Source organism: Flavobacterium suaedae (assembly GCF_014642915.1).
Taxonomy (GTDB): domain Bacteria; phylum Bacteroidota; class Bacteroidia; order Flavobacteriales; family Flavobacteriaceae; genus Flavobacterium; species Flavobacterium suaedae.
Map to the genome: position 1 here is coordinate 313,328 of NZ_BMJE01000003.1, position 26,953 is coordinate 340,280.

At 36.1% G+C, this 26,953-nt stretch carries 20 protein-coding genes; 11 read left to right on the forward strand and 9 right to left on the reverse strand.

The annotated features are described in order from the left end of the window. Nucleotides 1-188 precede the first annotated feature (188 nt). From IEW45_RS07370 to IEW45_RS07385, 4 genes are all read left to right on the forward strand, one after another. Nucleotides 189-1,637, forward strand: a complete 1,449-nt coding sequence (locus IEW45_RS07370) for a glyceraldehyde-3-phosphate dehydrogenase (RefSeq protein ID WP_188620590.1) — start codon at nucleotides 189-191, stop codon at nucleotides 1,635-1,637. 173 nt (nucleotides 1,638-1,810) lie between these two features. Continuing rightward, nucleotides 1,811-2,170 (forward strand): cyclic-phosphate processing receiver domain-containing protein, encoded by a 360-nt coding sequence (locus IEW45_RS07375; protein WP_229665917.1) that lies wholly within the window; start codon nucleotides 1,811-1,813, stop codon nucleotides 2,168-2,170. Between the two features lie 110 nt (nucleotides 2,171-2,280). After that, complete coding sequence (locus IEW45_RS07380) at nucleotides 2,281-2,652, forward strand: hypothetical protein (RefSeq protein ID WP_188620591.1); 372 nt, start codon at nucleotides 2,281-2,283, stop codon at nucleotides 2,650-2,652. Between the two features lie 7 nt (nucleotides 2,653-2,659). Further along, nucleotides 2,660-2,806, forward strand: a complete 147-nt coding sequence (locus IEW45_RS07385) for a hypothetical protein (protein ID WP_188620592.1) — start codon at nucleotides 2,660-2,662, stop codon at nucleotides 2,804-2,806. A gap of 171 nt (nucleotides 2,807-2,977) precedes the next feature. Here the strand turns inward: IEW45_RS07385 and IEW45_RS07390 are convergent, their stop codons facing one another. From IEW45_RS07390 to IEW45_RS07425, 8 genes are all read right to left on the reverse strand, one after another. Further along, nucleotides 2,978-5,254: an aconitate hydratase gene (locus IEW45_RS07390; protein WP_188620593.1), complete on the reverse strand. Its 2,277-nt coding sequence runs from the start codon at nucleotides 5,252-5,254 to the stop codon at nucleotides 2,978-2,980. Between the two features lie 286 nt (nucleotides 5,255-5,540). After that, nucleotides 5,541-5,921 carry a hypothetical protein gene (locus tag IEW45_RS07395; RefSeq protein ID WP_188620594.1) on the reverse strand — a complete coding sequence of 127 codons (381 nt, stop codon included), beginning with the start codon at nucleotides 5,919-5,921 and terminating at the stop codon, nucleotides 5,541-5,543. A 142-nt stretch (nucleotides 5,922-6,063) separates the two neighbouring features. Next, entirely contained in the window at nucleotides 6,064-7,017 is a 954-nt protein-coding gene (locus IEW45_RS07400; protein WP_188620595.1) for an AAA family ATPase, read from the reverse strand. A gap of 103 nt (nucleotides 7,018-7,120) precedes the next feature. Further along, a complete protein-coding gene (locus tag IEW45_RS07405) occupies nucleotides 7,121-8,530 on the reverse strand; it encodes a peptidylprolyl isomerase (RefSeq protein ID WP_229665918.1) in 1,410 nt (469 codons plus the stop codon). Then, complete coding sequence (locus IEW45_RS07410) at nucleotides 8,514-9,371, reverse strand: hypothetical protein (protein WP_188620596.1); 858 nt, start codon at nucleotides 9,369-9,371, stop codon at nucleotides 8,514-8,516. Before IEW45_RS07410 ends, IEW45_RS07405 begins: the two co-directional genes overlap by 17 nt. Then, nucleotides 9,371-11,347, reverse strand: a complete 1,977-nt coding sequence (locus IEW45_RS07415; RefSeq protein WP_188620597.1) for a peptidylprolyl isomerase — start codon at nucleotides 11,345-11,347, stop codon at nucleotides 9,371-9,373. The genes IEW45_RS07410 and IEW45_RS07415 overlap by 1 nt, the downstream gene beginning before the upstream one ends. A gap of 177 nt (nucleotides 11,348-11,524) precedes the next feature. Then, a complete protein-coding gene (locus IEW45_RS07420; protein ID WP_188620598.1) occupies nucleotides 11,525-13,480 on the reverse strand; it encodes an OmpA family protein in 1,956 nt (651 codons plus the stop codon). A gap of 11 nt (nucleotides 13,481-13,491) precedes the next feature. Then, the gene (locus tag IEW45_RS07425) at nucleotides 13,492-14,424 is read right to left on the reverse strand and encodes a PorP/SprF family type IX secretion system membrane protein (protein ID WP_188620599.1); all 933 of its coding nucleotides are present in this window, start codon (nucleotides 14,422-14,424) and stop codon (nucleotides 13,492-13,494) included. A 188-nt stretch (nucleotides 14,425-14,612) separates the two neighbouring features. Between IEW45_RS07425 and IEW45_RS07430 the strand changes: the two genes are divergently transcribed. After that, entirely contained in the window at nucleotides 14,613-16,199 is a 1,587-nt protein-coding gene (locus IEW45_RS07430) for a peptide chain release factor 3 (protein ID WP_188620600.1), read from the forward strand. Nucleotides 16,200-16,279: 80 nt separating this feature from the next. On the opposite strand, the gene IEW45_RS07435 is transcribed toward IEW45_RS07430, so the two are convergent. Continuing rightward, nucleotides 16,280-20,620, reverse strand: a complete 4,341-nt coding sequence (locus IEW45_RS07435) for an Ig-like domain-containing protein (protein WP_188620601.1) — start codon at nucleotides 20,618-20,620, stop codon at nucleotides 16,280-16,282. 327 nt (nucleotides 20,621-20,947) lie between these two features. On the opposite strand from IEW45_RS07435, the gene udk reads away from it, so the two are divergent. From udk to IEW45_RS07465, 6 genes are all read left to right on the forward strand, one after another. Further along, on the forward strand, nucleotides 20,948-21,556 hold the full coding sequence (gene udk / locus IEW45_RS07440; RefSeq protein ID WP_188620602.1) for a uridine kinase: 609 nt from the start codon (nucleotides 20,948-20,950) through the stop codon (nucleotides 21,554-21,556). Nucleotides 21,557-21,647: 91 nt separating this feature from the next. Beyond that, on the forward strand, nucleotides 21,648-22,001 hold the full coding sequence (locus IEW45_RS07445) for an FtsB family cell division protein (protein ID WP_188620603.1): 354 nt from the start codon (nucleotides 21,648-21,650) through the stop codon (nucleotides 21,999-22,001). 10 nt (nucleotides 22,002-22,011) lie between these two features. Continuing rightward, a complete protein-coding gene (locus IEW45_RS07450) occupies nucleotides 22,012-23,388 on the forward strand; it encodes a methylmalonyl-CoA mutase subunit beta (RefSeq protein ID WP_188620604.1) in 1,377 nt (458 codons plus the stop codon). A 17-nt stretch (nucleotides 23,389-23,405) separates the two neighbouring features. Continuing rightward, nucleotides 23,406-25,544, forward strand: coding sequence for a methylmalonyl-CoA mutase (gene scpA, locus IEW45_RS07455; protein ID WP_188620605.1), 2,139 nt, complete (start codon nucleotides 23,406-23,408; stop codon nucleotides 25,542-25,544). Continuing rightward, nucleotides 25,534-26,172: a M949_RS01915 family surface polysaccharide biosynthesis protein gene (locus IEW45_RS07460; protein WP_229665919.1), complete on the forward strand. Its 639-nt coding sequence runs from the start codon at nucleotides 25,534-25,536 to the stop codon at nucleotides 26,170-26,172. Before scpA ends, IEW45_RS07460 begins: the two co-directional genes overlap by 11 nt. 123 nt (nucleotides 26,173-26,295) lie before the next feature. Further along, nucleotides 26,296-26,925, forward strand: coding sequence for a carbonic anhydrase (locus IEW45_RS07465; protein WP_188620606.1), 630 nt, complete (start codon nucleotides 26,296-26,298; stop codon nucleotides 26,923-26,925). Nucleotides 26,926-26,953 lie beyond the last annotated feature (28 nt).

The window sequence follows — 26,953 nt, forward strand, 5'->3', positions numbered from 1 at the left end:
ACTAAAAGCACATAAAAACTATTAATAAAATATTGTTTAACAATAATTTGAAATGTTATTAGTAAGCTTTTAACCTATTTTATAAACAAACTTTATTAATGCTAAAAAAGTTAAATTTATTTTTACGAAAACGTTTGAAATAATTACTTTTGCAGCATTATAACAACACTATTTAATCTTTTATCTTCATGAGCAATAATGCGTTATACGAAAAAGAACTGTCTTTCCAGGCCGACAGAAGGAGGGCAGGAGTAGAATTCATTAAAATTGTTAGCGATTTATGGTACGACAAAGCCATAGAACTTGTACTGTTTAGAAATCAACTTATAGACAGAACCGTTAGCGAAGTTATTAACCTGCATGAATATGCTGTAGAGTTTGTAAACAAACCTATTAATGTATTCGACTCTGTAGAGATAGCTAAAGCAATACAATCGCTTGATTTACCACCTTCTCGTATAGACATAGGTAAACTTACTTATGAATATCACCTGGAAGACGATAAGTATAACGATGCTACCGCTTTTGTTTTAGACAAGCTAAGCGACTCTAAAGAAAGCAAGGAAATAGAACCTAAAGATGTAGTACTTTACGGTTTTGGTAGAATTGGACGTTTATTGGCAAGAATATTAATGTCTAAAGTAGGTAAAGGAACCCAACTTCGACTGAGAGCAGTTGTAACAAGAGATAAAGTTGATGCAACACTTTTAGAAAAAAGAGCATCATTACTGCGTTACGACTCTATTCATGGTGATTTTGAAGGTTCAGTAATTGCAGACCATGAAAATAATGCTCTAATCATTAACGGTACAACCGTACACATGATTACTGCCGGAGGACCAGAAGAAATTGATTATACTGAATATGGTATAAACAATGCTTTAGTTTTAGATAATACAGGTGCATTTAAAGATGAAGAGGCTTTAAGCCGTCACCTAACATCAAAAGGAGTAGATAAAGTATTACTTACCGCTCCCGGTAAAGGTATACCAAATATTGTACACGGTGTTAACCAAAATGAGTACAACCCTGATGAAGTTAAAATATACTCAGCAGCATCTTGTACTACCAATGCTATTACACCGGTACTAAAAGCAATAGAAGACACGCTTGGTATAGAAAAAGGTCACCTTGAAACAATACATGCTTACACTAACGACCAAAACCTTGTTGATAACATGCACAAAAAATACCGTCGTGGTAGAGCTGCTGCATTAAACATGGTTATTACCGAAACAGGTGCAGGTAGCGCAGTAAGCAAAGCATTACCATCGTTAGCAGGTAAACTTACTTCAAATGCTATACGTGTACCGGTACCAAACGGTTCGCTTGTAGTACTTAACCTTGAAGTAGGAAAAGAAACTACTGCCGAAGAGGTTAACAACATTATAAAAGGGTACGCGCTGGAAGGCGAATTGGTAGAGCAAATAAAATATGAGCTTAACAATGAGTTAGTATCATCAGACATTGTAGGTTCTACAGCGCCATCAATTTTTGACAGCCATGCTACACTTGTTAGTGGCGATGGTAAAAGCATCGTACTTTATGTATGGTACGATAACGAATATGGTTACAGCCACCAAGTTATTCGCTTAGCAAAATACATCTCTAAAGTAAGACGTTATACCTACTATTAGTAGATAACAACATATAGTTTTATAAAAAATCCGACCTCATGCTAGGTCGGATTTTTTTTGTTTACAGTCATTGCGAGGAGGCACGACGAAGCAATCTGATATAAAACTACCCTTATAACCAAATAAATTCTATTTTTAGGAAATGTTAGATTTAACTAAAAAGGTTTAACAAAATGAAGAAAGAAAAATACAAACTTTTCTTAGACGATATTAGAAATGTAGACATGGTGTATCCTAATCTATCAAATAATGATTTCGTGATTGTTAGGAATTATGATGATTTTATTAATGTGATAAAGAAAAAAGGACTACCTGATTTTATAAGTTTTGATAATGATTTAGGTGAGGATATAGCAGGTAATTTATTAAAAGAAGGGTATGACTGCGCTAAATGGCTGGTTTATGAGAGTAACTTGGATTTAAGCAACCTTAATTTTAAGGTTCACTCTGCCAACCCTATCGCTAAAATTCAGATAGAATCATTGCTAAATAATTATATAGCACATTTAAAGAAAGTAGATAACCAAAAATAATATATTATACATAGTAACATATATAACTTTAGTCATTAGGTTATCTGACCAGTAAATAGATTTCTATCTGTAAATTTACTATCTGTTTAAAACTGATAATACACATAAAAGTGAGTAAAATCGATATAATCCAGGAAATAAATCAAAAACTCTCTAGGGATTTATACTTAGAAATGAAGATATATTCATTTAAGGATAATGAATTGATAATTGTAGCAGGTAAAGATTTAATCTACTACCACAGTTATGAAATAAAATTTATAAATGTGAGCACAATACTGTTAAACTCAGAATGGAATATTAGCCTCTCTGAAAACCATGCAATCCAATTAATAGATAATGCAGAAGCCAAAAAAATAAATATGTCATATAAAGTTATACAGGGCAATAATATATATAAAATATTAAACGATGACAACCTTCCATTTTATGTTATTGCTGAGAATATATCGTATGAAGAAAAAACGGTTAAATATTACTAATAAAATTATGGAAGATATAGATTATAAACATTTTACTTTTGAATTAATATCTGCTATTAAGGCAAGAGTTGATTTCAAAGAAGGTGACCAGGTAGGATTAACTAGAGAAGAATGTAGCGGTATGCGGTTAGGCTACAGCTATATAATGGAATGATTTATTATTCTTGATGAAAGAATTTCATTTGCAATTAGAGGATTACGGGTTTGAATATTAGTAAATAATTATATAGCATATTTAAAGAAACTAAATAACTAAAAGAATTATAAAATAAAAAAAACCCTGACAATGTCAGGGCGTTTTTTATTATATGCTATAAAAACTTAATTAAGCATTTTCTTTTCTGCTTGCCGCAGCAATAAGGTTTAGTGCAGAACCTGCTTTAAACCATGCTATCTGCCCATCGTTATACGAATGGTTAGCAAGTACAGTATCTTTAGAACCATCATCGTGTATTACCTCAATAGTAATTTGTCTGTCCGGAGCAAATTCCTCAAGGTCAATAAAGTTGAAGGTATCATTTTCTTGTATTTTGTCATAATCAGCCTCATTAGCAAATGTAAGCGCAAGCATACCTTGCTTTTTAAGGTTAGTTTCGTGAATACGAGCAAACGATTTTACAAGTACTACACGTACCCCAAGGTGACGTGGCTCCATTGCAGCGTGCTCACGGCTTGAACCTTCACCGTAGTTATGGTCGCCCACAACTATTGACGGTACACCCGCAGCTTTATACTCACGTGCTACAGCAGGTACTTCGCCATACTCACCTGTAAGCTGATTTTTAACTTTATTAGTTTCCATGTTATAAGCGTTAACACCACCTATAAGCATGTTGTTTGAAATATTATCAAGGTGACCACGGAAACGTAACCAAGGTCCTGCCATAGAAATATGGTCGGTAGTACATTTACCAAATGCTTTAATAAGCAGTTTTGCCCCCATAATGTTTTCGCCATCCCATGGTTGGAAAGGAGCTAGTAATTGTAAACGCTCACTATCTTCCTTAACAACTACTTCAACATCAGAACCATCTTTTGCCGGAGCTTGGTAGCCTGCATCTTCTACTGCGAAACCTTTTTCAGGAAGTTCCCATCCGCTAGGCTCGTCAAGCATTACCTCTTCTCCATTCTCATTGATAAGTTTATCTGTCATAGGGTTAAAACCTAAGTCACCCGCAATAGCAAGTGCAGTAACTAATTCAGGAGAACCTACAAAAGCAAGTGTGTTAGGGTTACCATCGGCACGCTTAGAGAAGTTACGGTTAAATGAGTGTACAATAGTGTTACGCTCTTGTTTTTCTGAACCTTCTCTGTCCCACATACCAATACATGGTCCACATGCGTTAGCAAATACAGTAGCACCAATTTTATCGAAAGTATCAATAAAACCATCTCGCTCTATAGTATAACGTACTTGCTCAGAACCCGGAGTAATAGTAAACTTAGCTTTTGGCTTAAGTTTTTTCTCATCTGCTTGTTTAGCGATAGATACTGAACGTGAAATATCTTCGTATGAAGAGTTAGTACAAGAACCGATAAGACCAACTTGTATATTTAAAGGCCAATCATTTTTCTCGGCCTCTTCTCTCATTTTAGATATAGGCGTAGCTAAATCCGGAGTGAAAGGACCGTTTAAGTGTGGTTCAAGTTCAGAAAGGTTTATTTCAATTACCTGATCAAAATATGTTTCAGGGTTTGCATATACTTCTTTATCTGCTGTTAAGTAGTCAGCCATTTTAGCTGCTTCATCAGCAACATCTGCTCTGTTTGTAGCACGCAGGTAACGATCCATAGAATCATCATACCCAAATGTTGAAGTAGTAGCACCTACCTCAGCACCCATGTTACAAATTGTACCTTTACCGGTACAAGACATAGCTTCGGCACCTTCGCCAAAATATTCTACAATAGCACCTGTACCACCTTTTACGGTTAGTATACCTGCTACTTTTAGTATAACGTCTTTAGGAGCTGTCCAGCCGGAAAGTTTACCTGTTAATTTTACACCTATTAGTTTAGGGAATTTAAGCTCCCATGCCATACCGCTCATCACGTCTACAGCATCAGCACCACCAACACCAATAGCTAACATACCAAGACCACCTGCGTTTACAGTGTGAGAGTCAGTACCAATCATCATACCTCCCGGGAATGCATAGTTTTCTAATACTACCTGGTGGATGATACCTGCTCCCGGTTTCCAGAAACCGATGCCATATTTATTGGAAACAGAAGAAAGGAAATCAAAAACCTCATTACTCTGCTCTTTAGCACGTTTAAGATCTTTATCTGCTCCTACTTTGGCCTGTATAAGGTGATCACAGTGTACTGTTGTAGGCACTGCCACTTTTGGCTTACCTGCATGCATAAACTGTAATAATGCCATTTGTGCTGTTGCATCCTGACAAGCAACTCTGTCGGGAGCAAAATCAACATAGTCTTTACCACGTGTAAAAGCCTGTGAAGGCGTCCCGTCCCAAAGATGTGAATATAAAATCTTTTCAGAAAGTGTAAGCGGACGACCAACAAGTTCACGTGCTTTGTCTACACGCTCGGCCATGTTAGCATACACTTTTTTGATCATATCAATATCAAAAGCCATAGTAAGTTATATTAATTTTCGTTTGTAAAAAAAGTGGTGTAAAATTACTAATTCTTAAATCAACTAAAAAATTTTTAGCCTTTCTTTAATTTACAGGAATTATTATTTATAAACATTCTATTATGATGAAAATAATATAATCATTTTATGGTTTTGAGTGTTTTTTTTAGATATTCTTAAAAAATTGACTTTATATTGAAGATTTCGAAACAATAAGTCTTACTCCTACAAAAAGCGGGTACTAAATATTTAGTACCCGCTTTTTGTTTTTCCAGTTTTTTCCTACTTAAAACGAAATTGTAAATTCGTTTTCAGCACAATTTTCTTCAGCTGTATAATAATTATAGAGCATTTTCCCGGACATAAAAACGCTTAACCCGTATAAAAGCAGATTTGCAGCCATGTATAAAACTTCTTTTCCGCCTGTAATATCTGCAAAAGGATAACTATAAAATAGTGCTCCTATGCTATATATACTAAATGCGGCAAGCAGATTTCCGTATACTATACCAAGCCATCTGCTTTTATACACAAACTGTAAAAGTAATAACCAAATTATTAATAAGGCTATGTAATCAACTCCTCCTGTTTGGAAAAGGTTTTTAAATAATTTAACCGATAAAACACCTACAAAAAACAGCTCAGGTAGATTCCTTAAGTGTTTCATAGAATAGACATAAATTGCTTGATGTTTTTATAACGTAAAAATCACGATAATATTTCATATAATGAAATATTATCCATTAAAAATTACATATTCAACAAAACAAAAGTCCGAATTCTTAAGAAAATAGTTAATTTAAAGCGAATTAAAATAATTTTTTAATTATAATTTCTTCTGTTATTCCTTCTGCATCTGCTTTGTAGTTCTTTATAATACGGTGACGAAGTATTCCTGTGGCAACAGCTTGTACATCTTCTATATCCGGTGAATATTTACCATTAAGAGCTGCATTTGCTTTTGCTGCTAAAATAAGGTTTTGAGAGGCTCTTGGTCCTGCTCCCCAATCAAGATATGTATTTACATAATCATCTGCCATTGCACTGCCCGGTCTTGTTTTACCTACCAGTTTTACAGCATATTCAATAACATTATCAGCAACTGGTATTCTTCTTATTAAGTGTTGAAAGTCTATAATTTGTTGTGCATCAAAAAGTGGATTAACAACAGCACTGGAGTCGCTTGTTGTGCTTTTAACTACCTGCACTTCTTCTTCAAAAGTTGGATACTCTAACTTAATAGCAAACATAAACCTGTCTAGCTGTGCTTCCGGTAATGGGTAGGTTCCCTCCTGCTCTATTGGGTTTTGTGTTGCTAAAACAAAGTAGGGTTGTGACAGTTTGTATTGTTTTCCTGCTGTGGTAACTGCTTTTTCCTGCATTGCCTCCAGTAAAGCTGCCTGTGTTTTAGGCGGAGTACGGTTTATTTCATCTGCAAGGATGATATTTGAAAAAACAGGACCTTTTATAAATTTAAACTGTCTGTTTTCATCTAATATTTCACTCCCTAATATATCTGACGGCATTAAATCGGGTGTAAATTGTATACGTTTAAAATCTAACCCTAATGCTTTAGATATTGTATTTACCATTAAGGTTTTTGCAAGTCCCGGTACACCTACCAGCAATGCGTGCCCTCCTGAAAATATACTTAATACTATTTGGTTTATAACCTCATCCTGCCCTACAATAATTTTGGCAATTTCTTTTTTCAGGTCTTTTTGTTTTTGCACTAATTGCTCAATAGCTGCTACGTCTGACATAGGTGTTAATTTGTTTAAACAATAAAGCTAAGGAAAATTCCTTAGCTTCAAACTTAAAAATATTTTTGTTGTTTACCTAACTATTTTAATTGTGTAATGCTAATTAGTTTTTAACCCAGTCATTAGCAAAATCACAACCTTGATAATCAGGACTAACTTTAATATAAGTCTCTTTAATTTTTTCGTTACTCCACTCGCCAATAATTTTACGTTGCTTTTCTTTTAAAGCAAGTTCTTTAATTTTGGTATAATCAAGTGCGTAATCAGCTTTGTGCTCATCATAACGATTCATTACAGTGTATATTTTATAACTTTGCCCTGTAGCTCTATCATCACTAAGTATTGGCTGTGTTATCTCACCTTCTTTAAGGTCAGACACTTCACTATATACTTCCGGCGGAAGTTTAGTTAACTCAAAACGTGTTTCAAGTGTACGAGGGTTCATTAACAAACCTCCACTGTTTCTTGTCTCTTTTTCATCAGATTCTGAACGTGCTGCTTCAGCAAAATCTATCTCACCGGCAAGTATTCTTTGTCGTATTTTTTCAATTTTTTCTTTTGCTGCAATTAAAGCCTCATTACTTACTTTAGGCTTCATTAATATATGCCTCACTTCAATAACCTGACCTCTTATTTTTTCAACATATATAAGGTGATAACCAAACTCTGTTTCAACAGGCTCTGATATCTCTCCTTCATCAAGACTGAAAGCTACATCTTTAAATTCCTTTACAAAAGGCGTCTTTCTTGTCATTTTGTAATACCCTCCGTTAGAGCGAGAACCAGGGTCTTCAGAATATAAAACTGCTTTACTGTAAAAACTTGAACCGTTTAATACATCTTGCTTTATTTCTTTAAGTCTCCTTATTACTTCCTGTTTCGCTTCTTCCGAAACTTCCGGCTTAATAACTATTTGTGCCACTTCCATTTCAGCCCCGAAAATAGGGACATCTTCACCTTCAAACTGAGAGAAAAATATTCTTACTTCTTCAGGAGTAATTTCTACCTCATCAATAATTTTCTTCTGCATTTGCTCTGTCAGCTTCTGATTTTTTATCATATCAAAAAGCTCAGCCCTAAAGGTTTCAATATCTTTCTTTTTAAAGTACTCCACCATTTTATCTTCAGATCCTAACTGCTCTACAAAGTAGTCTATCTGCTTATCCATGGTTTCGTTTACCTCTGCATCCGCTACTATAATACTATCCTGTATTGCCTGGTGTGCATATAGTTTATCCTCCATTAGCTTACCTAAAAGCTCACAACGCTTAACATCTTTTACCGGGATATTTTGTGCTTGTAATTCACGATACATAAGGTCTATATCAGAATCTAGTACTACAAAATCTCCCACTACAGCTATTACGCCATCAATTTTTACACGTTTATTAGGATTTACACGTGCAGGTTTAACAGTATCTGCCTGAGTTTCTTTTATAATTTCCTGAGCATGTAACGGCAATACCATGCATACCATTGCAACAACTAAGGCAAACCTATTTATAAATTTCATATTTATTGTTTTTAATCGCATCATCTGTTATATCTTTCTCAAACTTCTTTATTAACTCCAGTTTCCTGTTATTTATTATAAGCTGTTCCAATGTTGGCTTTATGTACTCATACGGAGATATTTCATTTTTATTGAGTACACTGTTTACTTTTACCAAATATACATCAGTAGAATCAGGGTACTGATATGATATTCCTTCGCTTATATATTTATCTCTGTTATCAGGCGTTATAAAAGGCAACTTAGTGTATACCTGATTCATATCTACCCAAGTAGTATCATTAAACGCATAACTTTTAAATTGTATCGCTATATCGTTTAATGATTTTAAATCTTTTTTATCTCCTTTTACAAATTTGTCTTTTATCTTTTTAAACTTAGGGTGGTCGCTATCCAGCTTTATATATCTTAGCCTTACTAACGTACCTGTAGTTTTAAAGTTGCTTTTAAAGTCCTGATAATATTTAGCAACTTCTTCTTCAGTAATTGCTGTATCAACACTTCTTTTTACAAGTTCTTCAATATAAGCTTTTGTAAAAAGGTCTGTTTTGTATTGTCTTATTAGTTCGTTATACTCGTTTTGTTTTTCTTCACTAAGGTTTAACTCTGCTGCACTATAAAGCAATTTTTTTGAAGCCCATCGGTCAATAAAACTTTTTATAATGGCCGCACTATCCTGCTTAGATGTGCCTTCCGGCACTATTCCTTTTAAATCTTCAGGATAAAGATAATTGTCATTAACCCTGGCTACGGCATCTTCATGCGGTTTTTCTTCCTCTTTAAAATAATTACAGGAAGCCAAATTAAGGGCTGTAAATAACAGTATAACTCTTTTTAGCATTACTGCTGTAGTTGTTTCTTAACTTTTTTAAACACATCCTGGTTTACTTTTACAGTAAACTCTTTCTTCAACTCATCTACCCAGTTACTTTCTAAGTATTGCTGATAGTCGTTAATAACGCGACCTCTTGCTTCTTCAAGCGTTTTTGCACCCGAAGGAAGTACTTTTTTAATATTTACAACGTAGTAGTACTTATCGTCGTTAACTATTTTTGATACTCCTTCTTTATATTTTTTAAGTTCCGGTAGTATATGGTCACTCTCTATCTCAAAAGTTCCCTCTTTTTCTATTACGTTTATCTTATCTTCTTTGTTTAGCTGCTCTTTTATGTAAGCTGCATCTTTCCCCTTTTTAAGAAACTTTCTGGTTTGCTTAATAATATTTTTATCAGTAGAAGAGTAAATATCTGCTTCTACTCTGTCATTCCACTGGTATTTGTCAACATGGTTTGTATAATACTGCTCAAGACCTATAGAGTCATTTTTAGCCTTTTCCCATATTTCGCGCTCCATAAGCTCAAAAAGTAACAAACCATCTCTATACTCTTCCATTACTATACCAAATTCAGGAAATTCTCTTTCAAGGTTATCTTTATAGTATATATTTAGTTTTTCATCTATATAATTCTCTAAAAGAGCATCGGTATATTTGCTGACAGGTTTTACTGAAAGCGGACTTCTTTGGTGCGACTGAACATACTGTAGGAATGACTCTGCTGAAACTTTCTTTTCATTATTAATAGTGAAAAGTGTTTCATTGTAATCTTCCATATTTTCAGGTAACACCCAAGTATTTTCGTAAACATTATTATTTACAGCCTTTTGTACTTTTTTGTAAACAGCCTCATTTTTATCTATTGGATATTTCTTTCTCAGCTTTTCATTCATAGAAGCTATAATCAGCTTAGAACGCTCATCACGCTTAATTTTATTTTCAAACTCTTCTTTTAAGTCAACATACGGTTTTGTCTTGTGCTTTTCTATAAGTCTAACAATATGCCAGCCGTATTTTGTCTGGAAAGGTTCTGAGTATTCTCCCGGAGTATTTAAAGCAAAAATCTGGTCTTCAAACTCAACAGAGCTTAACTCTCCTGAGCTGAATTTAGTTAATTTACCACCTACCGCAGCAGTTGACTTGTCTTCAGAGAATTGTTTCGCTAAACTTTCAAAATCTTCTCCCTGCTGTAATTTTTGGTATATCTCTTCAATAGTCTGTTGTGCTTTAGCCTGCTCCTCTTTGCTTGCATTTTTAGATTTTAATATCATAATGTGTGCAGCAGTAACCTCGCCCCTGTTATCTCTAACATCATTTACCTTTATAAGGTGGTAACCAAAACGAGTACGAACAGGCATAGATATTTGTCCTTTAGGAGTGTTATAAGCTCCTGTTTCAAAAGGGTAAACCATTCTGAAAACAGAAAAATAACCTAAATCCCCCATATTATCTTGGGCTGATGGGTCTTCTGAATATTCTTTTGCCAGTTTACCGAAGTCTTGTCCTGCAAGTGCTTTTTTGCGTACATCCATTGCTTTGTTATAAACTGTAAGCGTATCAGCCGGAGTAGCATTTTCATCTACCATAAAAAGTATGTGCGATGCTTTCACCTCTTTTTTAGAACGCTCGTAAGCCTCTTCTAAAAGTTCCTCGGTAACTTTAGTATCTGTAAGGTATGTTTTAGAAAGCTGAGCGCGGTATGCTCTCAACTCGTTTTGATACTTTTTGTCGTTTTGTAAACCAAGCTCATTAGCTTTTTTCACTTTTAACTTATACCCGACAAAAAGGTCTAAATAATTATTAAGGTCTTTTTGAGAATCATCTTTTACAAGATTTAGGTTTTTCTTGTAAACCCTTTCAAATTCATCTGTATAATAAGGTGTATCGTCTATTGTAAATAATACTTCTTTTTCAACTTGTTGAGCAAAAGATAAAGCCGAAATAAATAACGACAGGGTTAAAAGAACCTTTTTTAATTTCATTGTATTAAAATTTATAGCGCTTAAACACGGTTAATAAACGCAGGCTTTTATTTAATAGTATATAAAACACCTACTTTTTGCAACGAACAAAAGTAATAATTCGTTGATATATAACAACAGTTTAAAGGCTAAAAACATTAAAATAAAATACAGGCAGTAAACTGTATTATAAAAAAGTTACTTATTTACAATTATAAAATCAGAACGCCTGTTATAAAGGTGCTCTTCTTTGTTACAGGGCACACCGTTGCTGCAATGGTTTCTCAGTCGTTTTTCGCCATAGCCTTTTACGCTTTCTATACGGGAAGCAGCTATACCTTTACTTATTATATAATTGTAGGTAGAAGTAGCTCTTCTTTGCGATAAAACTTCATTGTAAGCATCACTCCCTCTCGAATCAGTATGCGATTCTATTTTTATGCGAATATCAGGGAATTTTTTAAGTACATATACTACTTTATCCAACTCCAACTTTGCTTTGTTATTAATAGTATGCTTGTCGAAGTCAAAGTAAATAGGATTTATTTTAATTTTTTCAACCTTACCCTCCTTAACAACAAGGTTGCTGTACTTATCCAATTGGAAATCTATTTTTACTTCCCCCGATGGCGCACCGGGTGTAGTTATATCCTCTGTATCTGTACTGTACCCTTTTTTAAATGCTCCTGCCATAATATAGAAGTTACACGGCACTTCTTCTAATACATATCTTCCCTCCGTATCTGTAGTAACATCCCCTGTACCTACTACTTCTCCATATCCATCACCCACTTTTATAGTAACGCCCTCAATTGGTTTACCGCTGACTGCATCAGTTACAATACCGGTAAGAATATGCTCACATTCAAACTCATTCTCAATATCTTTTTTAGCAAAATAATATATATCGTCATCTCCCTTGCCTCCTGTTCGGTTAGATGAAAAGTAGCCATAACTGCCATCATCACTAACTATGTAAGCAAAATCATCAAAATTACTGTTTACAGGACTGCCTAAGTTTTTCGGGGCTTCAAAATCAAAATTGGTAGTAAATTTACTCTCATAAACATCCAGTCCTCCCATTCCAAAATAACCATCAGATGCAAAATAGAGCTTATCATCACTTATAAAAGGAAACATTTCTTTTCCTTCGGTGTTTATAGTTGGTCCTAAATTTATAGGTTTCCCATACTTCCCTTTACTAAGCACCTCTACCCTGTAAATATCCGTTGCGCCGTAGCCTCCCGGCATATCACTAATAAATAACAACCATTTACCGTCTGGGGTTAAAGCAGGATGCCCTACAGAATATTCAATGTCATTAAAAGGTAACACTTGTACAGCTTCATATTTTTCATCTGCAATATCAGCCCTCATAATACGGATGTTATTTGTACCGGCATCATCATTTTCTAAATGAAACTTTCCTTTTACAGTATTAGTACTATAATAAACAGTTTGTAAATCATCAGTAAAAACCAGCCCCGCAGTATGGTAGCGGTTTTGTTGCTTGGGTAAAAACTGTGATTCATCCTTTAAAATAGTATCACTTTCTATGTTTTGAGCAGCTACATACAAATCAAGAAAAGGCTGTTTATTCCATTTATATAGTTCCTTCTCTCTATATACCGTATTCTTTGCTGAAGAATAAATTATTTCATCACCATAAAATGCAGTACCAAAGTCTGATTTATCGGTGTTAATATCAAGGTTTTTTATAGTATATCGGGGTTCTAAAGCATTTATACTATCTAAATAATCGCGTTGTTCTTCAAAACGTTTTAGCAAACCTGAAGAATTCCCTTTTGATTTTAAATAGGTTAACAGCACCTCATTAGCTTTCTCATACGCTCCCTGTGCTTTTAATGCCTGTACGTAATTATTAAATTGAGTGTTTTTTAGTTTACTTACACCAACCCTTTCATACCAGCTTTGCGCTTTTGCATAGTTATTAATGTAGTAGTAACTATCCGCAATATGTAGTTTTATTTTCTTTTTGGGTTTGTGTCCTGATTTTAAATATTTTTCATAGGCTACTACCGCATCAGTATATGCCATTTCATCAAAAAGCCTCTCCGCTTTTTTTAATGTAAACTGCCCGAAACACGTAGTCACACAAAAAAACAGGCTGATAAAAAATAATGCTTTCCTCATAATAATTTTGCTTAAAAGAAACGGGGCGATTTAATTCGTGTTGCTTTAGGCAGTAGTTGAAAACGCAGTACAACTTCATGCGAGCCATCGTTATATTTATTCAACTCAGTAGTTGAATAATCAAAAGAATAGCCCACAAATAATTTATCGGTTATCTGAAAGCCTGCCAATGCGCTAAGGGAGTCATCATAACGGTAGGCTGCCCCAAAAGTAAATCGTTCGTAAAACAGAAAATTTGCTGAGCCATCAACGGTTATGGGTGCTCCCGAAACTACTTTACCCAAAACAGCAGGTTTAAACTTTATATTTTCAGAAAGGTCAAAAACATACCCCCCTATAATATAATAGTGAAGCCTGTCCGAAACCACACTTTCCTGTACATCATCATAATAATTATCGCGTATAAAATTAGGGACTGATACTCCCGCATACCATCTATCTGTATAATAATATACTCCTGAACCTATAGTTACCGATGCCTTGTTATTAATATTACTATTTAACAAAGGGTCTCCTTCATCATAATAACGTCCTCGCGACCAGTCAATATTTAATATCCTGGCACCACCTTTTAGCCCAAAAGCCAAATTACTATCCATACCTAAACGTAGTGTATAGGAAAAATTTCCGTCTAAATATAATTCATCCGCAGGACCAATTCTGTCATTTACAGCACTAAGCCCTACCCCTACATTATCTCCCCAAGGAGAATGAACGGTAAAAGCCTGCGTTCTTGGCGCACCGTCAACACCTACCCATTGCGAACGGTGTTGCAATAACACATCCAGCCCGCCTGTTGAGCCTGTATAAGCAGGATTAACAGTAAGTGTATTATACATATATTGTGTATACTGAGGCTCCTGTTGTGCTACTGCCTGTTGTGTTATAAAAACCAACAGCAGCAGTAATTGGTATCTTCTTATAAGAGTAAAAAAGATATTCATTTTTCTTCCATATTGTTTTTCACACCCGCTTCATCAATCAAGCTACTTTTGTAAAAGTAACATTTTCAGTAATATTCCATAGTTCAGATTACGGATTTTTAATCAGTTACTCACTATTTTATACCTTAAAACCAGATATAAAAGTTATTTTTGCACGATTTTTAAATGTAATCTGGAATATATACACAATGGGTTTTACGGAAGAAATTGGAAAAAGACGTACGTTCGGAATAATATCACACCCCGATGCGGGTAAAACTACCCTTACTGAAAAATTACTGCTTTTTGGTGGAGCTATACAGGAAGCCGGAGCTGTAAAAAGCAACAAAATTAAAAAAGGTGCTACCAGTGACTTTATGGAAATTGAGCGCCAAAGAGGTATATCTGTTGCTACATCTGTACTGGCATTTAACTACAGAGATAAAAAAATAAATATACTTGATACTCCCGGTCACAAGGATTTTGCCGAGGATACTTTTAGAACATTGACTGCTGTAGACAGCGTTATTGTTGTAATTGACGTTGCAAAAGGGGTTGAGGAACAAACTGAAAAGTTGGTAGAAGTTTGCCGTATGCGAAATATACCAATGCTGGTTTTCATTAACAAACTTGACCGTGAGGGTAAAGATGCTTTTGATCTTATGGACGAAGTGGAACAAAAGCTTGGACTTACTGTTACCCCATTAAGTTATCCTATTGGTATGGGGTATGACTTCCAGGGGATTTATAATATTTGGGAGAAAAACATTAACCTTTTTAGTGGTGACAGTCGTAAAAACATTGAGGAAACTATTGCTTTTGATGATTTAAACAACCCTCAACTTGATGAAATAGTAGGTGCAGCACCTGCCGAAAAGTTACGTGAGGAACTGGAATTGATAAGTGAGGTATATCCTCCGTTTGACAGAGAGCAATATCTTGCGGGTAAACAACAACCCGTATTCTTCGGTTCAGCATTAAACAACTTTGGTGTTAGGGAACTGCTGGATTGTTTTATTGACATTGCTCCTCCGCCAAGACCAAAAGATTCTGATACCAGAACGGTAGAACCAGAAGAGGATAAATTTTCGGGCTTTGTGTTTAAAATCCATGCCAATATGGATCCAAAACACCGAGACAGAATTGCTTTCGTAAAAATTGTATCAGGAGTTTTTGAAAGAAACAAACCTTACTTGCACGTAAGAAATAAAAAGAAACTGAAATTCTCCAGTCCAAATGCTTTCTTTGCTGAAAAGAAAGAAATTGTGGATATTTCCTATCCCGGAGATATTGTAGGTTTACATGATACCGGTAACTTTAAAATTGGTGACACCCTTACCGAAGGGGAAGATATGAGCTTTAAGGGCATACCTAACTTCTCACCTGAACACTTTAGGTATATTAACAATGCTGACCCAATGAAATCAAAGCAACTGGAAAAAGGTATTGACCAGTTAATGGATGAGGGGGTTGCACAGTTATTTACACTAGAGCTAAACAACCGTAAAGTAATAGGTACGGTAGGAGCACTGCAATATGAGGTAATTCAATACCGATTGGAGCATGAATATGGTGCAAAATGTTCCTATGAAAACTTCCCTGCTTATAAAGCGTGCTGGATAAAACCGGAAGACCCTAAAAATGAAGAATTTGCTGAATTTAAAAGAATTAAACAGAAGTTTTTAGCTAAAGACAAACAAGGGCAACTGGTGTTTTTAGCTGACTCTGAATTTTCTATACAAATGGCTCAGCAAAAATATCCTAGCGTGAAGTTACACTTCACTTCTGAATTCTAATACAACATTTTATAGTAGTAAAATAAAAAAGCCCCGACTAATTAGTCGGGGCTTTTTACATTCTATATTGATTAAACTTTTTAGTTTTTCACAACTTTAAACGTTTCAACTTTGTTACCGCTTGTAGCTCTCACTATATAAGTTCCTGCTGAAAGCGATGACATATCAACTTTTACAGTATTAGCATCAGCATTTGTTGTTAAAACTGACTGACCTAATAAATTATATACTGCTACTGACTGTATAGTGTTACTACACTCAACATTCAATACATTATCAACAGGGTTAGGGTGGTAAGTAAACTTAACTGCTTTAAACCCTCCGTTAGCAAGTATTTCTTCTGCTGTTACTGCAAGTGCTTCACTTGTACAAACTCCATCAGTGGCTACTGCATAATAAGTAGTACCGTCAACTAATACTGTAGTAGTTTCTATCATTGTAGTAAGTTCAGCATTGCTATACCATACTATATCATTACCTGTAACATCAAGGTCTGCAATAGTTTCTCCTGAACCTACTTCAAACTCATGAGTAGCTTCACCTACAGGCATTGCAACAACAGTTACAGTTACATCAACTGATGTTCTTGCACTCTCACATCCGTTTACTGTTTGTGATACATAATAAGTACCTGTCATAACTTCAGCATCCGTTGCTAAAGCATCACCGCCTGTTTCAGCAGCATACCACTGTACATTGTCTCCTGTTGCCATTAAATCTGAAACCATAGCCGAACCACAAAATGCCATTGCATCAGCAGTTGGAGCATCAGGTATTGCATTTACTGTTATTGCAACAGCCGTTCTTGCACTTTCACACCCATTTACTGTTTGTGATGCATAATAAGTACCTGTCATAACTTCAGCATCCATTGCAAGAGCATCACCTCCTGTTTCAGCAGCATACCACTGTACATTGTCTCCTGTTGCCATTAAGTTTGAAACCACAGCCGAACCACAAAATGCCATTACATCTGCTGTTGGTGCATCCGGTATTGCATTTACTGTTATTGCAACAGCCGTTCTTTCACTTTCACATATATTTACAGTTTGCGATACATAATAAGTACCTGTAGTAACCTCTGCATCCATTGCTAAAGCATCACCTCCTGTTTCAGCAGCATACCACTGTACATTGTCTCCTGTTGCCATTAAATCTGAAACTACAGCCGAACCACAGAATGTCATTGCATCTGCTGTTGGTGCTTCAGGAATATCATAAACTGTAACCGCAACCATTGTTCTTTCACTTTCACAACCATCTACTATTTGTGATACGTAGTATGATCCTGTTACCAATTCAGTATCAACAGGAAGTGTTACATCTGTAGTTTCATCTGCATACCATATTGCAGCTCCTTCTACTGTAGCCGTTAAATCAGCAGCAGTAGCTGTACCACAAAATTCTAAAGGTGTTGCACCAGGTGCATTTGGTATTGGGTTCACTGTTATTGAAACAGCCGTTCTTTCGCTCTCACAATCGTTAACCATTTGTGATGCGTAGTACGTTCCTGTAGAAACTATTTCATTTACTGATAATACGGTACCACCGTTTTCAGTAGCATACCACTGTATGTTTTCTCCTGATGTTACTACTAAATCTGAAACAGTAGTTAAACCACAGAATAATTGTGCATCAGCAGTTGGAGCATCAGGTATATCATTTACAACTACTTCTACCATTGCTCTTTCACTCTCACACTCATTTACTGTTTGTGAAACGTAGTAAGTTCCTGTAGTAACCTCAGCATCTGATGCAAGAGCTTCGCCTTCAGTTGTTACATTATACCAGTTTAAGTTTGTTCCTGATGTTACTGTTAAGTCAGCTACTGTAGTTAAACCACAAAACGTAAGGTTTTCAACTTCCGGTGCTGCTGTTATATTTAGTACTACTGCTACAGCAGTTCTTTCTGTACTTTCACAATCATTTACAGTTTGAGAAGCATAATATATTGTAGTCCCCGCAGTAAGTGCCATGTCAGACTCCATTGCATTACCCGCTGCAGGAGCATCATACCAAGTAACATTTTCGCCATCTGTAGCAATATCTGCTAATGTAGCTTCACCACAAAATGTTTGTACAGTTTCTGTAACTGTTGGTGCACCCGGTATTGGGTTTACAGCTACTTCAACTGCTGTTCTTGCACTTTCGCAACCTTCGGTTGAAGTTTGTGAAACATAGTATGTTGCTGTCATTACCTCAGCATCCATTGCTAAAGCATCACCGCTTGTTTCTGCATCATACCAGTTTAAGTTCTCTCCTGATGTCACCTCTAAATCTGAAACTAAAGCTGAACCACAAAATGCCATTGCATCTGCTGTTGGTGCTTCAGGTATTGGGTTTACTGTTACGTCAACCGCTGTTCTTTCACTTTCGCAACCTTCAGCAATTTGAGATACATAATATGTTCCTGTTGTTATATCAGCATCAGAAGCAAGTACTGTAGTTGTAGTATCATCTGCATACCATAATGTTGTACCTTCTACTGTTGCATCAAGTTCTGTTACCGTTGTTGCACCACAAAAAGACAATGTAGTTACTGTTGGCACATCAGGTATTGGGTTTACCGTTACCTCTACAGTTGTTTTTTCACTTTCACAACCATTATCGTTTATTTGAGAAACATAGTACGTTCCTGTACTTAAAGCATCAGTAGCAGCCAGTATGTTTTCATCAGCATCATACCATATCAGGTTTGGTGCATTTACTGTTACCTCTACATCATCAATCTGCCATGCTTTAGCATTACCGATACCTGTAGCTGAAGTATATTTAAAAGCGATAACAAGGTTTGAACCTATTGCACCGGAAACATCTAAATCACCAGATGCAGCCCAGTTCCAACCTCCTGAACTTAGTGTAGGAGATAGTGTTTCCCAACTTGTTGTTGTAACATCTCCTGTATAGTTATTTGTATAGAATACTTCTAAGTCAGGACCATCGTAATTTGAAGCGTTAATAAAGCTTATTGTAGCATCTGTTGCTTCGGCAGAAATTGCTATTGGGTTAGAAACCAACCAGTCCTCATTAACTTCCTGAAAACCGTTTATCCCGGCATAAGGAGCATTGGCAGGGTCACCTGTACTACTTATTTCCCAAAAATCATCTCCTGCTACATCAATTACGTTCCAGTTAGATAAATCTGTAAAATTATCTGTAAAAATTATTTGAGAATATGCTGCGCCTGTTACTTCTAAATCTTCTACTGTTGTATCTCCGCAAAAAGACTGTGAAGTTGCAGCAGGTGCCGCAGGTAACGGGCTTAAAATTACAGGAACAGCAACTCTGTCACTCTCGCAACTAAATACTGTTTGAGAAGCATAGTAAACTCCTGTAGTAACTACTACATCAGTAGCTAGAGCTTCACCTCCTGTTTCGGCAGCATACCACTGTATATTTTCTCCCGAGTCAACTGTAAGGTCTGCAACTGTTGGAGTTCCGCAAAGTGATAGCGGGCTAACTGTAGGTTGTGCTACAGTACCACATACATCAGTAGTTACAGTTATAGTATTTGAGTTATCCGATACATCAGTATCTGTATATGCTCTAACACGGTAGTAGTATGTAGTTCCTTCCTCAAGACCTGTTACTGTATAAAAAGTAGCATTGCCTACATCAAAACTGTCATAACCTTCCACAAAAGAAGGCGTAAAACCGTAATCAAAAGTATGCGAACCTAAATCAGTGGTTTGTGCTGTACTGTTATAAGTAAAAGAAGAAACTATCCATTCTGAATCTGTTGCATTTGTTCCTGCCGAAGCAGCCCAGTCAGTAGTTGGATTAAGAACAGAAGATTTTCTTATTATAATGTGGTCTTTAGTTGCGTCACTAACTCCTGCCACAGCAAAAGCAGAACCCGGATCCGGTCCGTCTGTACCTATTGCATCAATTAAGTTAAAGGTATTACCATTTCCTCCATTCCATGCTAAGCCTACAGCGTCATCTCCGTTATGACTCATAAAACCTGTATCATAATCATCTGCAACAGGATTATCTGAAGCATTATTCGCCACAACATAAGTTCCCCCGTCAGGTATAATTATAGATGAAAACTCATGTGTATCCTCTGTCCAAGTACCTCCATTAGAAACTCTCCATAATTGATAGTTACTTAAATCTACAGGAGCACCTGTACCATTATAAATTTCAATGTACTTTTTGCTTCCGCCACTACCTTCTCCATACTCTGATATGAAAAGGTTGTCAGAAACTAAACCAGTACCAAAAGTATCTGATTCACTAATATCTAAATAATATCCTGTAGCTCCCGTAACCGGTGCCCAGTTTGCCGTAAAACCATTAGGCACTACATCTGTTGCTGCGCTGGCAACAGGAGCCGTTTGGCTATACGAAATAGCAGTTAACATAATTAAGGCAAGGGTTAAAATGCCTTGTAGTGAACTTTGTAAATTTTTTACCATAGCTTTGATTTAAAGATTTTTAAATTTGGCATAAAAAAATGAATGCCAACAAAATTAAGCTGTTAGTAATAGTATAGTGTTTTACATAGTTAAAGATAACATTAAGGTATTGTTAACTAGTGAATTATAGAGTATTTTCAATATAATCAACAGCCTCTATTTTTTTAATACAATAGCATATTCATAATCTTTATCTTAAAACATAGGTTATATAAATACAACTATAGCTGTAATATTAAATCTTTGGTATAAAATCGTGCTTTATAGTCATTCACCGCTCATTATTGTTATTTTTGCAAAAAAATAATCTTATACCTAATTTATCAGATGCTTATTATAGGAATTGCCGGTGGTACCGGAAGCGGTAAAACTACAGTTGTACACCAAATAATGAACGAGTTACCTGCTAATGAGGTAGGTATAATTTCGCAGGACTCGTATTACAAAGACAACTCTAATCTTAGTTTTGAAGACAGGTCTAAAATAAACTTCGACCACCCGAGAGCTATTGATTTTGAACTTTTAGCGGAACATTTACAAGATTTAAGGCAGGGCAAGGTAATAGAGCAGCCTGTATACTCTTTTATTACACACAACAGAACAGAAGATACCGTTATAACCCACCCTTGTAAGGTTATGATTGTAGAAGGTATACTTATACTTGCTGATGCCAAACTTAGAGAAATGTTTGACATAAAAGTATATGTACATGCTGACTCTGACGAAAGACTGATAAGAAGATTAAAAAGGGATATTGCAGAAAGAGGACGTGATATGGAAGAGGTTTTAAACCGATACCAAACAACCCTTAAACCTATGCATGAGCAGTTTATAGAGCCTACTAAAGCACATGCTGATATTATTATACCTAATGACAGGTATAATACTGTAGCTATTGATGTGGTAAGGGCAGTTATCAATCAACGTATTTCTTAATATTGCCAACCCTGTTACAGTTTATTTAAACTATGTATTTATTAATAAAAAGCAGTAAATTGTAACTGTTTATTATTACATTAGCTATACTATGAAACTATTCCATAAACTAACCGAAAAATATCCTTTCCTCAAGTTCATTGGGAACAGATATGTATTGGTTACCATTTTTTTTGCTATATGGATGGTTTTTATAGATAATTACTCCCTGTATTTTGAGCATCCTGTTCTGGATAAGGAAATTGAAGAACTGGAAGCTAACAAAGCATATTACATACAGGAAATAAAAAAAGACAGTACAAGCATCAGGCATTTACAAAACCCTGATCAGACTGAAAAATATGCGCGCGAAAAATATTACATGAAGCGCCAAAATGAAGATATATACATAATAGAGTTTGAGGAAGATGCATCTGACAAAGAAGCATCAAATGAATCATTATAAAAAAATATTCATGAGCGATAATCTTTTTAACGATTTCGAACCGGTATCATCTAAACAGTGGAAACAGCAAATACAAGTTGACCTTAAAGGTGCTGATTATAACGAAACGCTAATTTGGGAAAGTCCGGAAGGTATTAAAGTAAAACCGTTATATCATTACGACGAATATGAGGCTGCCGCGCCCGCAGGAACAACAGCTTCACATTTCAATATATGTCAGGAAATATATGTACAAGATGTACAAAAATCTATAACCAGAGCTAACGATACACTAAACAGAGGTGCAGAAAGCATCACGTTTATTATAGATAAGCCTGATACTGACGTAGAAATTTTACTAAACGGTATTGTTTCAAACAACATACCTGTTTACCTAAATTTAGGTTTCCTTGAAATCGATTTCGTAAAACGTATTGACACTTTTGCAAAAAACAACCATACTACTATATACGTCCTGCTGGACCCTATCGGTCAGCTTGCCGATGATGGTAATTGGTTCCATAACATGGAAAAAGACTTAGATGCTGTAAGTACTTTAAGCTTATCGTGTACTAACATCAGCATACTTAGTGTAAACAGTAGTTTATATCAAAATGCCGGAGCAAATATTGTACAGCAAATAGCCTACACATTAGCACACGTTAACGAATATTTCAATACTGCACCTACCATAAGCAAACCAATAACATTGCAGGTAGCAGTAGGTGCTAACTACTTTTTTGAAATAGCTAAACTAAGAGCCATTAGAAAACTATACAGAGTAATAGCCGAAGAATACGGGCACAACCCTGAATGCCACATTATAGCTACCCCAACAAAAAGAAACAAAACATTATATGATTATAACGTAAACATGCTTCGTACTACTACAGAATGTATGAGTGCTATATTGGGCGGAGCCGATGCAGTTATAAACATGGCTTATGATGCCATATACCACAAAAGCAACGAGTTTGGCGACCGAATAGCCCGTAACCAATTATTAGTCTTAAAACACGAAAGTTATTTTGATAAAGTAGATAACCCTGCCGACGGTTCGTACTACATAGAAGAACTTACTAAGCAGCTTAGCGATAAAGCACTTACTTTATTTAAAGATATAGAAGCGTCAGGAGGTTTTTTACATCAGTTAAAAGACGGAACAATACAGCGCAAAATAGAAGAAAGTGCCGCTAAAGAGCAGGAACTATTCAACGAAGGAAAAGAAGTGTTGTTAGGTACTAACAAATACCCTAACACAGATGATAAAATGAGCTGCGAACTGGAGCTGTACCCTTTTGTAAAAACAGAACCACGAAAAACACTCATTAAACCAATTATAGAAAAGCGATTGGCAGAACAAATGGAAAGAGAAAGGCTTAATGGCGAAGACACCACTTGTTGCTAAAAAATCACCGTACTATTATGAAAAGAAAAGACCTTCAACATATTAAACTTGATGATATAACAAACCCCAAAGCTGAAAGCAAAGAACAAAGCACTTATAAAACAGCTGAGGGGATTAAAGTTAAAAAAGAATATACACAAGAAGACATTAAAAACCTTGAACACTTAGGCTTTGCAGCAGGCTTCGCACCAAACCTTCGTGGTCCGTACAGCACCATGTATGTGCGCCGCCCGTGGACGATAAGGCAGTATGCAGGTTTTTCTACTGCCGAGGAAAGCAACGCCTTTTACCGCCGTAACCTGGCAGCAGGACAAAAAGGGCTTTCAGTAGCTTTTGACCTTGCCACACACAGGGGGTATGACAGTGACCACGAACGTGTAGTGGGTGATGTAGGTAAAGCAGGGGTTGCCATAGACAGTGTAGAGGATATGAAGGTACTTTTTGACCAAATACCATTGGGAGAAATGTCCGTTTCCATGACAATGAATGGCGCAGTACTGCCCATCATGGCATTTTATATTGTTGCAGCTGAGGAACAGGGGGTAAAACCGGAACAACTTTCAGGAACTATACAAAACGATATACTGAAAGAATTTATGGTTAGGAACACGTACATATACCCTCCTACCCCATCAATGAAAATAATTGCTGATATATTTGAATATACTAGTAAAAACATGCCTCGTTTTAACTCTATTAGTATTTCAGGTTATCACATGCAGGAAGCCGGCGCAACTGCTGATATTGAGTTAGCTTATACCCTGTCTGATGGATTGGAATATATCCGCACAGGGCTTGCAGCAGGTATGGATGTTGATAAATTCGCTCCCCGCCTGTCATTTTTCTGGGCCATTGGTATGAACCATTTTATGGAAATAGCCAAAATGCGTGCGGGGCGTATGTTATGGGCTAAACTGTTGAAACAGTTCAACCCGCAAAACCAAAAATCATTAGCGTTACGTACCCACTGCCAAACCAGTGGCTGGAGCTTAACCGAGCAAGACCCGTTTAATAATGTAGCCCGTACCTGTATAGAAGCGGCAGCAGCAGCATTTGGAGGAACGCAATCACTACACACTAATGCTTTAGACGAAGCCATTGCGTTACCAACTGATTTCTCGGCACGTATAGCACGTAATACACAGATATATTTACAGGAAGAAACCAAAATAACACGAACGGTTGACCCTTGGGCGGGTAGTTATTATGTAGAAAGCCTGACTAATGAAATTGCCGAAAAAGCCTGGAAACTTATTGAAGAAGTAGAAGAGCTTGGCGGAATGACGAAAGCAATTGAGGCAGGAATACCAAAACTGCGAATTGAAGAAGCGGCCGCCAGAAAACAGGCACGTATAGACAGTGGGCAGGATGTAATTGTTGGGGTTAACAAATACCGCCTTGAAAAAGAAGACCCTTTACATATACTGGATGTAGACAACCAAAAAGTACGTAAACAGCAAATAGAACGGCTGGAAAGTATAAAAGCAAGCAGGGATACAGCTAAAGTAAAAGAGTGCTTGGATAAACTTACCGAATCGGCTAAAACAGGTGAAGGTAACTTGTTAGCACTTGCAGTTGATGCTGCACGCCAAAGGGCTACACTGGGAGAAATAAGCGATGCGCTTGAAACTGTTTACGGACGATATAAAGCACAAATAAAATCATTTAGCGGCGTGTATAGCAAAGAAATAAAAAACGACGAAAGTTTTGAAAAAGCAAAACAACTGGCTGATGAATTTGCGAAACTGGAAGGACGCCGCCCAAGAATTATGATTGCCAAAATGGGGCAAGACGGGCACGACCGTGGCGCAAAAGTAGTCGCTACCGGTTATGCTGATGTTGGTTTTGATGTGGATATAGGCCCGCTATTCCAAACGCCGGCAGAAGCTGCGAAACAAGCTGTTGAAAATGATGTTCATATTCTCGGAGTATCATCATTGGCTGCAGGACATAAAACATTAGTACCTCAGGTTATTGAAGAGCTTAAAAAATACGGTCGTGAAGATATTATGGTTATTGTAGGCGGTGTTATCCCTTCGCAGGACTACCAATATCTATTTGATTGTGGCGCTGTGGCTGTTTTTGGCCCGGGCACTAAAATTAGTGATGCCGCTATCAAAATACTGGAAATATTAATAAGTGGATTTGAAGAGTAATACAATGAAGGGTTATATCTATATCTTTCTGTTGATACCCTGTTTAGTTTTTTGCCAAACAGAGATAAGCTTATTAGAAGAGGAAAAAGTTGACTCTTCTATTGAATATAATGGCAAATTACAAAAAGCAGTATTATATACTGATGATAATGGTGATCATATAGTTATCCTCTCAGAAACGGGCGGAGTACCCTCAAAAAAAGATGAAGACTATCAAAGTGCAGAACTTTATGCTTATCAATATTCTTTAATAAGGACTGGGAAATGGGTACTGGACTGGAGAATGTATGATTTTGAGAAAGAGTGCCCACTTGATTTAATATGCAATTTTATCCCAAATTCATTTGCAATAACTGATTTAAACATTAATGGTAAAGCAGAAGTATGGCTCACGTACCAATTAGTCTGTACCGGCGACATATCTCCCTCAACTATGAAAGTAATAATGTATGAAAATGGTGTAAAATATGCTATGCGCGGAGAAAGGAAAGTTATATTGTCTGAAAATCCAGACACTACTTATGGAGGTGAATTTAATTTTGACAGTGCATTTAAAAATGCTCCTTTAATTTTTAGAGAATACGCTAACAGGCTTTGGGACAAACATGTAATTATGAATTGGGAATAAACTCATTACAGGTAATTAGCCATTAATCAAAACTTAAAAAAACATAATTTTTTTCTGAGCCTGTTGAATTATTTTTAGCCACTTAAAAATATCTTCATTAATTTTATTTAAATTTTATTAGGTATGGATATTAAAAAAGTATTTGAAAACAATAAGGACTGGATTGCAAATCAACTAGAGAAAGACCCAAAATATTTTGATGAATTAGCAGCAGGACAATCTCCTGAAATATTATATATAGGCTGTTCAGACAGTCGTGTAACTGCCGAAGAAGTTATGGGTGCAGGTCCCGGTGATATTTTTGTACACAGAAATATAGCCAACATGGTTGCTAATACTGACCTTAACACTATGTCAGTAATTAACTATGCCGTACAACACTTAAAGGTAAAACATGTTGTAGTATGCGGGCACACCAACTGCGGAGGTATTAAAGCTGCTATGCAACATACCGATATGGGTATACTAAACCCATGGTTACGTAACGTTCGTGATGTATACCGCATACACCGTGAGGAACTTGATGCCATTGAAGATGAAACAAAACGCTATGACCGTTTAGTAGAGCTTAATGTACAGGAACAATGTATAAATGTTATTAAAACTGCCGAGGTACAAAAAGCTGCTGCCGAGCGCGGTATAACGGTACATGGTTGGATTTTTGACCTTCATACGGGTAAATTAATTGATCTGAATATCGATTTTGAAAAAATAACGGAAGATATAGTAAATATATACCGCATAAAACACTAATAATGAAGCTCTCATGCTTTCCCATTTA